Origin of the sequence: Flavobacterium sp. GT3P67, assembly GCF_004349155.1 — a bacterium.
Lineage (GTDB): Bacteria > Bacteroidota > Bacteroidia > Flavobacteriales > Flavobacteriaceae > Flavobacterium > Flavobacterium ranwuense.
This window is the reverse complement of record NZ_SMLF01000001.1, coordinates 572588-584187: the sequence shown is the minus strand read 5'-3', so window position 1 is coordinate 584187 and position 11600 is coordinate 572588. Positions and strand designations below refer to the sequence as shown.

The window sequence follows — 11600 nt, the reverse complement described above, 5'->3', positions numbered from 1 at the left end:
ACGCATTTGTAAAGAATTTTCATTGATTTTGGAGGTGAAAATCCCTTTAAAAAAACAATTCTTAAAATTTAATGTAAAAAAACCTCAGCGATAAATAGTATCACTGAGGTTTTCATTTAATTCTGATACCGTTTTTGTATTTGAAATCATTACAAATCAAACGGTTTTTATTTGTTTAGCAATGCCTTTATTAGTCAAGAATAGCTGCTATTCCTGGCAATACTTTACCTTCGAGCATTTCTAACATAGCACCACCACCAGTTGATACGTAACTCATTTTGTCCTCCAGACCAAATTGTTTTACTGCTGCTACAGAATCTCCACCACCTACAAGTGAGAAAGCTCCGTTTGCCGTTGATTCAGCAATGAAGTTCCCCAAAGCGATCGTTCCATTAGCAAAATTTTCCATTTCAAAAACGCCTAATGGGCCATTCCAAAGGATTGTTTTAGAATCCATAATTACTTTTTTGAAGTTTTCCAACGATTTTGGTCCTGCATCAAGTCCTTGCCATCCATCAGGAATTGCTGAAACGTCAACAATTTGAGTATCGGCAGTATTTGAAAAAGCATTTGCTGCTACAACATCAACAGGAATGTGAATCTGAACTCCTTTTTCCTTAGCCAATCTCAAGATTTCCAATGCCAATTCTTGTTTGTCATCTTCACAAATAGAATTACCAATTTTACCTCCTAATGCTTTTACAAAAGTAAATGTCATTCCACCGCCAATAATCATGTGGTCTACTTTGTCCAAAATATTCTCGATAACCGTAATTTTAGAAGAAACTTTAGACCCCCCAAGAACTGCTGTTACTGGTTTTTCACTGTTTTTCAAAACTTTGTTCAAGCTTTCGATTTCTTTAGCTAGTAATAATCCGAAACATTTTTCAGTAGGAAAAAATTGTGCAATTATTGTAGTCGATGCGTGTGCTCTGTGTGCTGTTCCAAAAGCGTCGTTTACATAAATATCACCAAGTGACGCTAATTCTTTTGCGAAAGCAACATCTCCAGCTTCTTCTTCATCATGGAAACGTAGATTTTCTAATAATAAAACTTCACCTGCCTGTAATTTTTCAGCAGCAGTTGCAGCTTCTGAACCAATACAATTCGAAGCAAACTGAACTGGTACTCCAAGCACTTCAGAAGTTGTTTTCAGAATGTGTTTCAATGAATATTTCTCTTCAACACCTTTTGGTCTGCCTAAATGTGACATCAAGATTACGCTTCCGCCTTGAGCAAGAATGGCGTCAATTGTAGGTTTTGCCGCTTCGATACGAGTGGCATCCGTTACATTGAAATTTTCGTCCAAAGGCACATTAAAATCGACACGTATTATTGCTTTTTTAGCTGCAAAATCAAAATCATTTAAAGTTTTCATCAGGTATTTTTTTAGTTTGTTTTTTGAAAGAATAACAAATATAGAACTTTTAAATTATTAATAAATTTGAAAAAAATAGCTTTTGTCAACGAAATCGTTGTAAACCAACAATTAATTCGCTTTTTTAACGCTTTAACTATTTTTAATCCCATAGAAGTTAAAATAAATTTGAAAAAAAAACGTGTTTGATAGCATTTTGAAACGTGCTTTTCCTGAAACTTTGCATCCGAAAATTTTAGACTAAACCATTTTCTGCTATCTTTGCTTTATGCAATTTTCAGAAATTTTAGGGCAGGAACACATTAAAAGTCATTTGACAAGAAGTGCTGATTTGGGAAGAATTCCACATGCGCAGTTGTTTGTTGGCCCTGAAGGAAGCGGTACTTTACCCATGGCAATTGCTTATGCACAATACATTATTTGCAGCAATCAAAACGGGGAAAACTCCAGTTTAAACGAGGCCTGTAACATCAAATTTCAGAAAACTTCGCATCCTGATTTGCATTTCATTTACCCAACCGTAAGTACTGAAGATGTAAAAACAAAACCCAAAAGCATCGATTTTATCACGGAATGGAGAGCATTTTTAAACCAAAACCCGTACGGAAGTTTGTTTGATTGGTATCAAACTCTAGGCGTTAAAAATAAACAAGGCGAAATTAGGGTTGATGATGCTCAGGAAATCTTGAAATCTCTCGCTTTAAAATCCTACGAAGGCGGATACAAAGTAATGATTATTTGGATGGCCGACAAATTGAACATTGCCGCTTCCAATAAATTATTGAAACTACTCGAAGAACCTACGGACAGAACGGTTTTTATCCTGATTTCAGAAAACGAAGAAGATATAATTCAAACCATTCGTTCCCGATGCCAAGTCCTGCATTTTAACGGATTAAGTGAAACCATTATTGCAGAGGCTTTGGTTTCAAAAGAAAATACGGATTCTAAAATAGCTTTAAAAATAGCACATCAAGCACAAGGAAATTACAACAAAGCATTGCAATTATTACAACCGGACAGCGAATCTGTTTTTTTTGAAAAATGGTTTGTTGATTGGGTTCGTGCTGCTTTTAGAGCCAAAGGAAATGCCGCCGCCATTCAGGATTTGATTCAATGGAGCGAGCAAATTGCAGGTTTGGGAAGAGAAACCCAAAAGAAATTTTTACATTTTTGTATCGATATGTTCCGTCAGGCATTGTTACTGAATTACCAAACTCCAAGCTTAGTTTACATGGAGCCACAAGTAGAAAAATTCAAATTGGAGAATTTTGCCCCTTTTGTAAATGGCAACAATATAAATGATATTTTTAAAGAACTTTCGGATGCCATGTATCACATAGAGCGCAACGGAAATGCTAAAATTATTTTAACCGATTTATCTATAAAACTCACGCGTTTAATTCACAAAAAATAAAAAAATGAACAACATTACTTCGATTTTAATTTTAATTTTTCTAGCCATTACTTTTCTACAATCCGGTTACGACAAACTGTTTTATTGGAAAGACAATGTAGGCTGGTTAAAAGGTCATTTTGCCAAAACTCCATTAAAGAATCATGTGCCATTAGCATTACTTAACATTTTAATTTTAGAATTAATCTCTGGTATTTTATGTGTAGTTGGCTGTATTGAATTATTCATAAACAACGGAAGAATATTCGGTTTTTACGGAGCAGTATTCTCCTGTATCACTTTATTGATGTTGCTTTTCGGACAAAGAATGGCTAAAGATTATGATGGCGCCAGAACAATTGTCATCTATTTTATCCCTGCAATATTGGCCGTTTATTGGTTAAACTAAAACTATCATTATACAAAACAACAATTCCATTTTATATAAAAATATGAGTCCAAAACATCCTTCTGAATCCCTGACGATATTAACTGATTTGGTTTTACCAAGTGAGACCAATCCTTTAAATAATCTTTTTGGTGGTGAATTATTGGCCCGTATGGATCGCGCAGCGAGTATTGCGGCACGAAGACATTCCCGAAGAATTGTAGTTACGGCTTCGGTAAATCACGTAGCCTTTAACAGAGCCATTCCGCTGGGAAGTGTCGTTACTGTTGAAGCAAAAGTTTCAAGATCTTTCAAAAGTTCTATGGAAATTTTTATTGATATTTGGGTAGAAGACCGAGAATCTGGTAACAAAACTAAAGCCAATGAAGCGATTTATACTTTTGTTGCAGTTGATGATACCGGAAGACCTGTAGAAGTGCCGCAAATAGTTCCGGAAACAGAGCTGGAAAAACAACGTTTTGATGCTGCATTAAGACGCAAGCAACTCAGCTTACTTTTGGCTGGAAAAATAAAACCTGAAGATGCTACAGAGCTGAAAGCTTTATTCATATAACAAGTAGGATTAACTTATTTTTTTACTGAAATTTAAAATATTTTTGAAAGAGAAAATTCACATTAAAAAAAGAAGTATTTTTACGAAAACAAATATTCGTACACAAATAAAATTTTCAAGATAATTATTCATCCTGTCAGTTTTTAGAGTTATAAAATAATACAAATCGATGAAAGAAAAGGTAAAAGAGAAGATGAGTACAGAGAAAGAATCCAAATTAAAAGCGCTACAGCTTACGCTTGACAAACTAGACAAAACGTACGGAAAAGGAACGGTGATGAAAATGGGCGATAAAGCCATTGAGGAAGTGGAAACCATCTCATCAGGATCTTTAGGAATCGATTTAGCCTTAGGCGTTGGCGGGTATCCAAGAGGTAGAATTATTGAAATATACGGTCCGGAATCTTCTGGAAAAACAACCTTAACACTTCATGCCATTGCCGAAGCTCAAAAAGCGGGTGGAATTGCTGCTTTTATTGATGCAGAACACGCTTTCGATAGAAATTATGCAGAAAAGCTAGGCGTAGATATCGAAAATCTAATCATATCGCAACCAGATAATGGGGAACAAGCTTTAGAAATTGCAGAAAACTTGATTCGTTCAGGCGCAATTGACATTGTAGTAATTGACTCGGTTGCCGCATTGACTCCAAAAAGTGAAATTGAAGGAGAAATGGGAGATTCTAAAATGGGTCTTCACGCTCGTTTAATGTCTCAAGCATTACGTAAATTAACAGGGACCATCAGCAAAACAAATTGTACTGTTTTCTTTATCAATCAATTAAGAGAGAAAATTGGTGTAATGTTTGGTAATCCCGAAACTACTACGGGAGGAAATGCATTGAAGTTTTACGCTTCGGTTCGTTTAGATATCCGTCGTTCTACGCAGATTAAAGATGGTGATAATGTCCTTGGAAACAGAACCAAAGTAAAAGTGGTGAAAAACAAAGTCGCTCCGCCTTTTAAAATTGCTGAATTTGACATCATGTATGGTGAAGGAATTTCAAAAACAGGAGAAATTTTAGATCTTGCAGTAGAATTTGAAATCATCAAAAAAGCGGGATCTTGGTTCAGTTATGGTGAAACCAAATTAGGACAAGGCCGTGATGCTGTTAAGTCATTAATAAAAGACAATCCAGAATTAGCCGATGAGCTTGAAGCAAAAATTAAAGCTAGAATAAAAGAATTAGCAGAAGCATAAAAACTAAAACCCGAAAATTTTCGGGTTTTTTTGATTTATAACGCAACCTTTTTAAAAAATTTCATCTATTAAGAAAACCGTCACTAAAAACTTTTAAACTGACGGAATAGTATTAACTTTTAAATTATTAAAGATGAAAAAAATTGTTTTACTCACCCTCTTTTTATTGACCCTAACGGGTTGTAGTATTGACGATGATCAACCTAATTACAGTTATGAAGTACTCCCGATAGACAGTTACATATTGCCTCAATCTTTCACCTTAGGACAAACCTATGAAATAAAATTGAAGTACAAAAAACCTTCAGATTGCCATTCTTTTCAAGGAATCTATTACGATAAAAATTTGAACGTAAGAACAATTGGTATACAAACTACCGTTCTTGAAAGTACAAATTGCAAACCTTTAACTACGGAGCCAATAGAGGTTTCTTTCAATTTTTACGTAACCAATACCGGCTCCTATATTTTTAAGTTTTATAAAGGTGAGGACGCCAATGGTCAAAATATATTTGAAGAAGTTGAAATTCCAGTGACTAATTAATATCGGTAAAAACTGTGGTATTGGATCAAATAATTAATCAATGTAAAAAAAACTGCCCCAAAGCGCAAGAGCAATTGTACCAATTGTTTTCTAAAAAATTCTTTGGGGTATGTTTAAAATATTCCAGAGATTATGCAGATGCCGAAGACAATCTACAGGATGGGTTTTTAATTATTTTTGGTAAAATTGAACAATATAATTTTAAAGGTTCTTTTGAAGGATGGGCAAAGAGAATATTAATTAACAACGCCCTTCAAAAATTCAGAGGCGTTAGATATATGGAGGTTATAAACGACAATATTCCTGAGGAAGAAGTCGAAATTGAAGACGAAAATATTTCTATCGATTATCTCATGCAAATCATTCAAGAGTTACCAGACCAGTATCGATTAGTTTTCAGTCTCTATGTACTTGATGGATATTCCCATAAAGAAGTCTCCGAAATGCTCAAAATAAGTACTGGAACCACAAAGTCAAATCTTGCGAGAGCAAGAACTATTTTGAAAGAAAAAATTGATCATCATACAAAAATTAAAATAAATTCATTGGCAAAATGAACGATAAAAAAAATATAGACCGATTGTTTCAAGAGCGATTCAAAGATTTTGAATCAGAGCCAAGTAAACAGGTTTGGATAAATATTCAGGCCTCTTTAAAAGAAAAAGAGGAAGACAGAAAAGTAATTCCGTTTTGGATAAAATCTTCTGGGATTGCTGCTGCTTTTCTTTTAGGTTTTTTTGCATTGAACACCGTTGTAAACAATACCATTGAAATAAAAAACGGTGTCGTTATAGACACGAAAATTTTAAAAAATTCGTTTGATGGAAAGGATTCTACTCTTGATAAAACAAAAAAAGAGCGTAATCCTTTAGAAGTGAAAACAATTCCCCAGGTCGTAGTAAACAAAATTAAAACAGGAAAAACAGATGAAAAAGAAATTATATCTCCTAATAGATTTAAAATCAATTCGAACAAAGAGAAGAATCAGAACGGTTCTGTTGTTTATTTCCAAAAAAATAATTCACCGCTAAAACAAACAGCAGCAAATACTAACAACCTAAAATTTACGGCTGTTAACGCTGAAAAAAACAGCACAAAAACCCATGATCCATTTGAAAATATTCCGCAAAATCAAACACTCGAAAAAAGTGGTTTAAAAGAGGGTGAAAACTCTAAAATTGCCATCATAGATTCTAAAAAACAACCATCAAATAGTGTTGAAACTCCAAACGAATTAGAAGAAATCCTTAAAAATAAAAAAGGAGAAGAAAAAGAAGTTGTGGTTCTTAACCAGAAAAACAAGTGGCAAATTACGCCAAACATCGCAGCTGTATATCTGAATTCGAATTCAGGCGGTTCCGCCATTGACCCTCAATTTTCAGAAAATCAAAAAACAGCCGATAACAGCTTAAGTTTTGGTATTGGGGTAAATTATGCTGTTTCTAAAAAAGTAGCCTTACGAAGCGGAATTAACAAGCTCTCATTGGGATATAACACCAATAACGTAGTCTACTCAACCGGTTTGGCAAACAATAATCTTGCAAATATTAATTATTCTTCAAATGCATTAATTGAGATTAAAAACAAATCCGCTCTGAACGGCTTAATCACTTTTGAAAAAGGCTTGCAAAAAACGAATACAGGTGCTATCAACCAAAAAATGGGCTATTATGAAATCCCTTTGGAAGTTTCCTATGCTGTTTTGGATAAAAAATTTGGAATCAACATTATTGGAGGCTTAAGTACTTTATTTCTCAGCCAGAATAAAATATCGTTAGTTTCATCTGAAACCAATGTAAAATTAGGAGAAGCAAAAAACTTGAATCAAGTCCATTTTAGTACTAATGTGGGTTTAGGATTTAAGTACCAAATTATAAAATCATTCCAAATTAATGTGGAACCAATGGTTAAATATCAATTGAATACATTTTCAAACAACTCAGGTGACTTTAAACCACTATTTATCGGATTGTATTCCGGTATTAGCTATAGCTTTTAATTGGATTAGAATCGAAAGCTATTAGTTGATTGTATATTATTTCGCGTACTTCTTCGCGAATTTCTTTCCGGTCAACGCCAGTTTTCCCCAAAGTTTCTATGTGTGAATGCATTTTTACACGCATAATCCCTGGGCTTCCGCTGAAAAAAGTATAGGAAAATCTTTTCTTATTGTCGGCAAAAGTAATAGGAACGATGGGAATTTCATGTTCTATCGCCAATCGGAAAGCACCGTCTTTGAAAGTGTCCAACAAAACCGATTCGTCATCTGGAACACCGCCTTCTGGAAAAATACAGATACTCAATCCTTGATTGATTCTTTTTTGTGCCCGATTAAAGACTTCCATTTTACTTTTAGAACAACTTCTATCCACCAAAATACACGTTCTTTTGTAGAAAAATCCAAACAAGGGAATTTTTGACAATTCTTTTTTACCTACAAAAACAAATGGATTTTTAATTGTGACAAGCATCAGCATAATATCGGCCATTGAGGTATGATTTGCAACAATCATATAGCTTTTATGAGGTTCCAGTTCTTCACTTTTATCTATTTTATAATAAAATCCCATCCCGAAAAGAATACATTTTGCCCAAATACGAGCCATCTTAAAAAAATAAGGATAACCGCTTTCCGTCAAAATAGACAAAACCAAAAAAGGAAACATCACCAATATGGGAATGGCCATCAAAATATAAAACCATATCCGCCACAGTACCCAAAAAACAATTTTTAATCCTCTCATAAGTTCAAAAGTAAGAAATCGTAGGCGAATAATAATAAAAGAATTAAATTTGCTAAAAAACTTTGCGTCTCGATAGCTATCGGGATTACGGTTAAGAAAAAATAAATAATGGCAAAAATACTTACAGGCGTTCAAAGTACAGGAACACCGCATTTAGGAAACTTACTTGGTGCAATCATTCCCGCAATAGCATTATCAAATAAACCTGAAAACGAATCGTTTCTTTTCATTGCCGATTTACATTCGATAACACAAATAAAAAACGGCGAAACCTTACGAACCAATACCTACAGTACCGCTGCAGCTTGGCTTGCTTGTGGTTTGAATGTGGACAAAGTAGTTTTCTACAGGCAATCAGATGTGCCACAAACAGCGGAATTATCATGGTATTTGAGTTGTTTTTTTCCTTTTCAACGCTTGACATTAGCGCATTCTTTCAAAGACAAGGCGGATAGACTGGAAGACGTAAATGCCGGTTTGTTTTCGTATCCAATGTTGATGGCTGCCGATATTTTATTATACGATGCTGAACTGGTTCCGGTAGGAAAAGACCAATTGCAACACCTTGAAATTACTCGTGATGTAGCATCCCGTTTCAACCATCAAATGGGAGAAACATTCGTAATTCCCGAAGCCAAAATTCAGGAAGACAACATGTTGATTCCGGGAACCAATGGCGGGAAGATGAGTAAATCAGCCAATAACATTATCAATATTTTTTTGGACGATAAAACACTACGCAAACAAGTGATGAGTATTGAAACAGATAGCACACCGCTGGAAGATCCTAAAAATCCGGATACCTGCAATGCTTTTGCAATTTATTCATTACTTGCTAATCAAGAACAAATCGCAGCGATGAAAGCGAATTACCTTGGCGGAAATTATGGCTACGGTCACGCCAAACAAGCGTTGTTTGAATTGATTACTGAAACTTTCAAAACCGAAAGAGAAAAATACAATTACTACATGAATAACCTTCCCGAAGTAGATGCTTTACTCAAGAAAGGAGCCGAAAAAGCAGCCGTTGTTGCCAATGGCGTTTTAGCAAGAGTGAGAGAGAAATTGGGGTTTGAGGTGTAACAATAAATTTTTTAAACCATATAAGTCATGTAAGTTTTTTTTAGCTACTATATCATTATTTTCAAAAGCTTATATGACTTATATGTTACAATTATATCGCCTCAAACAATTTTCCCGGTAAAGGTCGAATCACGCCTTTCAGTTCCATATTCAACAGCATTCCTGAGATTTTATAAATAGGAAAATCACAGCGCAAAGCAATAATATCCATCAGTTCTTTTCCAGTTTTTAACAGGTAATCGTATACTTTTTGCTCGTCTTCCTCTAAGCTTACAAACAATTGTTTTTGTACTGGTTTTGTTTCCTTCTGAATGTCCCAATTCAAAATATAAATCAAATCGGCAACACTCATCAAGACATTTGCTTTTTGGGTTTTTATCAGATTGTTGCAACCCTGGCTGTACTTATCCGTAACACGTCCCGGAACCGCAAAAACATCACGGTTGTAGTCATTGGCCATATTTGCCGTGATTAATGAACCACCTCTATCGGCTGATTCAATAACGATTGTCGCTTCAGACATACCAGCAACAATTCGGTTTCTTCGAACGAAATTTTCTTTATCCGGATTGGATGAACTCCAGAACTCAGTCATAAAACCACCGTTTTGTTCTACTTTGGCAACATACTTTTTATGGGTTTTCGGGTAAATTTGGTTCAAACCATGTGCCACCACTCCTATTGTCTGCAAATTATTTTCCATCGCCGCTTGATGTGCGACAATATCAACACCATACGCAAATCCGCTTACGATTATAGGATCCAGCGGAGCCAAATCTTCAATTAGTTTTCTACAAAATTCAGTTCCATACGACGTAATTTGTCGCGTTCCTACAATACTGATTATTTTCCTGTTTTTTAAATTGATATTTCCTGAGGTGAATAATAAAAGCGGTCCGTCAATACAATGTTTCAACCGTTCCGGATAGTCGTAGTCCTGAAAATAAACCACATTGATTTCATTCGCTTTTATAAACTCCAATTCCTGTGTTGCTTTTTCGAAAACTGATTTATCCTTCAAATTTTTCAGCAAAACAGATCCTACTCCATCAATAGCAGTAAGTTGCGATGCCTTCACATTAAAAACGGCTTCTGCACTACCAAAATGGGTAAGCAGTTTCTTGGCCATGATGTCGCCTACTCCATCTATTCTTTGCAATGCCAATAAATAAAATAAATCCTGCTCTTTCATGCTAATTATTTGAAAGTGAAATGTATAAATTTTTATGCGGATTGTTAATAAAAATTGTGAATAAAATTTTGATAACTATTTTCGTTGTATAACTTTGTAAATATGAAAATCGAACTATACATCGCGCAGCTTTTATACCGTTATCAATGTGTAACCGTTCCGGGTTTCGGAGCTTTTTTGACCGAAATTCAATCGGCTCAGTTAAACGAAAGCACGAATTCGTTTTCTCCACCCAAAAAAATGATTGCTTTCAATGCTAATTTGAAAAACAATGATGGGTTATTAGCCAATCATATCGCTTCAGCAGAGAAAACTTCTTATGAATATGCCGTAAGCGCGATTCAATATGAAGTTTTTAATTGGAAAAAAGCATTAGAAGAAAACGAACTTTTTTCTATAAAAAATGTGGGAGATCTTCGTTTGAATGCGGATAAAAATATAGTTTTCACTCCGTACGATCAAACGAATTATTTAATCAGTTCTTTTGGATTGGCACCTTTTGTTTCCCCACTTGTAAAAAGAGAAATCTTCGAAAAAGAGTTAGAAGCAATTGAAGATAAAGCGCCAATCGCTTTGGTTCCTGAAACTAGAACAGCAAATCCGTATTTAAAATACGCCGCTATTTTTGTATTAGGATTAGGTCTTGCAGGAAGTGTTGGTTATCCAATGTATCAAAACCAAATCGCCTCAGAAACGATTCTTGTTGAAACTGCCGTTCAAAAACAAGTTCAAAATAAAATTCAGCAAGCCACTTTCTTCATCGAAAGTCCAGTTCCGGCTGTAACACTATCCGTTAAATCGACTACCGAAACAAAAATGCCGTATCACATTATGGCTGGTGTGTACCGAGAAGAAAAAAATGCCAATAAGACGTTGCGAATTTTAAATCGCTTAGGATATGATGCCAAACGTATTGCTCCTAACAAAAACGGTTTTTTTCCGGTTTTATATGGTAGTTATTCTACAATTGCAGAGGCCGAAAAAGCAAAACAAGAAATTCAAGAAAAACACAATCCAGAAGCTTGGATATTGATTGAGTCACTATAAAAACAAAAACCCTATTCTTACCGAATAGGGTTTTTTAGTTTTAGCGCTTTCCG

General features: G+C 34.9%; 12 protein-coding genes. 9 read left to right on the top strand and 3 right to left on the bottom strand.

Translation table 11 applies throughout. The features are described 5' to 3' along the window. Nucleotides 1-190: 190 nt before the first annotated feature. Entirely contained in the window at nt 191-1378 is a 1188-nt protein-coding gene (locus E0H99_RS02545; protein WP_131990869.1) for a phosphoglycerate kinase, read from the bottom strand. Nucleotides 1379-1646: 268 nt separating this feature from the next. Between E0H99_RS02545 and E0H99_RS02540 the strand changes: the two genes are divergently transcribed. From E0H99_RS02540 to E0H99_RS02510, 7 genes are all read left to right on the top strand, one after another. Further along, the gene (locus tag E0H99_RS02540) at nt 1647-2795 is read left to right on the top strand and encodes an ATP-binding protein (protein WP_131990867.1); all 1149 of its coding nucleotides are present in this window, start codon (nt 1647-1649) and stop codon (nt 2793-2795) included. Between the two features lie 4 nt (nt 2796-2799). Next, the gene (locus E0H99_RS02535; RefSeq protein ID WP_131990865.1) at nt 2800-3183 is read left to right on the top strand and encodes a DoxX family membrane protein; all 384 of its coding nucleotides are present in this window, start codon (nt 2800-2802) and stop codon (nt 3181-3183) included. Nucleotides 3184-3226: 43 nt separating this feature from the next. Continuing rightward, nucleotides 3227-3736 carry an acyl-CoA thioesterase gene (locus E0H99_RS02530; protein ID WP_131990863.1) on the top strand — a complete coding sequence of 170 codons (510 nt, stop codon included), beginning with the start codon at nt 3227-3229 and terminating at the stop codon, nt 3734-3736. A gap of 193 nt (nt 3737-3929) precedes the next feature. Next, on the top strand, nt 3930-4937 hold the full coding sequence (gene recA, locus E0H99_RS02525; protein WP_131991614.1) for a recombinase RecA: 1008 nt from the start codon (nt 3930-3932) through the stop codon (nt 4935-4937). A gap of 133 nt (nt 4938-5070) precedes the next feature. Continuing rightward, nucleotides 5071-5481, top strand: coding sequence for a lipoprotein (locus tag E0H99_RS02520; protein ID WP_131990861.1), 411 nt, complete (start codon nt 5071-5073; stop codon nt 5479-5481). A gap of 14 nt (nt 5482-5495) precedes the next feature. Further along, on the top strand, nt 5496-6038 hold the full coding sequence (locus E0H99_RS02515) for an RNA polymerase sigma factor (RefSeq protein WP_131990859.1): 543 nt from the start codon (nt 5496-5498) through the stop codon (nt 6036-6038). Next, on the top strand, nt 6035-7480 hold the full coding sequence (locus E0H99_RS02510) for a hypothetical protein (protein ID WP_131990857.1): 1446 nt from the start codon (nt 6035-6037) through the stop codon (nt 7478-7480). The genes E0H99_RS02515 and E0H99_RS02510 overlap by 4 nt, the downstream gene beginning before the upstream one ends. Here the strand turns inward: E0H99_RS02510 and E0H99_RS02505 are convergent. Beyond that, a complete protein-coding gene (locus E0H99_RS02505; RefSeq protein ID WP_131990855.1) occupies nt 7464-8225 on the bottom strand; it encodes a lysophospholipid acyltransferase family protein in 762 nt (253 codons plus the stop codon). The two genes, E0H99_RS02510 and E0H99_RS02505, sit on opposite strands and share 17 nt — an antisense overlap. Nucleotides 8226-8333: 108 nt before the next feature. Here E0H99_RS02505 and trpS point away from each other — a divergent pair, with 108 nt between their 5' ends. After that, nucleotides 8334-9308 (top strand): tryptophan--tRNA ligase, encoded by a 975-nt coding sequence (gene trpS, locus E0H99_RS02500; RefSeq protein ID WP_131990853.1) that lies wholly within the window; start codon nt 8334-8336, stop codon nt 9306-9308. A gap of 91 nt (nt 9309-9399) precedes the next feature. Here the strand turns inward: trpS and dprA are convergent, their stop codons facing one another. After that, nucleotides 9400-10500 carry a DNA-processing protein DprA gene (gene dprA / locus E0H99_RS02495; protein ID WP_131990851.1) on the bottom strand — a complete coding sequence of 367 codons (1101 nt, stop codon included), beginning with the start codon at nt 10498-10500 and terminating at the stop codon, nt 9400-9402. A gap of 102 nt (nt 10501-10602) precedes the next feature. Here dprA and E0H99_RS02490 point away from each other — a divergent pair, with 102 nt between their 5' ends. Next, nucleotides 10603-11547 carry an SPOR domain-containing protein gene (locus E0H99_RS02490; RefSeq protein ID WP_131990849.1) on the top strand — a complete coding sequence of 315 codons (945 nt, stop codon included), beginning with the start codon at nt 10603-10605 and terminating at the stop codon, nt 11545-11547. Nucleotides 11548-11600: the final 53 nt, after the last annotated feature.

Coding starts and splice junctions, on each gene's coding strand:
- E0H99_RS02545 (WP_131990869.1), bottom strand. CDS start 1,378: ATGAAAACTTTAAATGATTTTGATTTTGCAGCTAAAAAAGCAATAATA.
- E0H99_RS02540 (WP_131990867.1), top strand. CDS start 1,647: ATGCAATTTTCAGAAATTTTAGGGCAGGAACACATTAAAAGTCATTTG.
- E0H99_RS02535 (WP_131990865.1), top strand. CDS start 2,800: ATGAACAACATTACTTCGATTTTAATTTTAATTTTTCTAGCCATTACT.
- E0H99_RS02530 (WP_131990863.1), top strand. CDS start 3,227: ATGAGTCCAAAACATCCTTCTGAATCCCTGACGATATTAACTGATTTG.
- recA (WP_131991614.1), top strand. CDS start 3,930: ATGAGTACAGAGAAAGAATCCAAATTAAAAGCGCTACAGCTTACGCTT.
- E0H99_RS02520 (WP_131990861.1), top strand. CDS start 5,071: ATGAAAAAAATTGTTTTACTCACCCTCTTTTTATTGACCCTAACGGGT.
- E0H99_RS02510 (WP_131990857.1), top strand. CDS start 6,035: ATGAACGATAAAAAAAATATAGACCGATTGTTTCAAGAGCGATTCAAA.
- E0H99_RS02505 (WP_131990855.1), bottom strand. CDS start 8,225: ATGAGAGGATTAAAAATTGTTTTTTGGGTACTGTGGCGGATATGGTTT.
- trpS (WP_131990853.1), top strand. CDS start 8,334: ATGGCAAAAATACTTACAGGCGTTCAAAGTACAGGAACACCGCATTTA.
- dprA (WP_131990851.1), bottom strand. CDS start 10,500: ATGAAAGAGCAGGATTTATTTTATTTATTGGCATTGCAAAGAATAGAT.
- E0H99_RS02490 (WP_131990849.1), top strand. CDS start 10,603: ATGAAAATCGAACTATACATCGCGCAGCTTTTATACCGTTATCAATGT.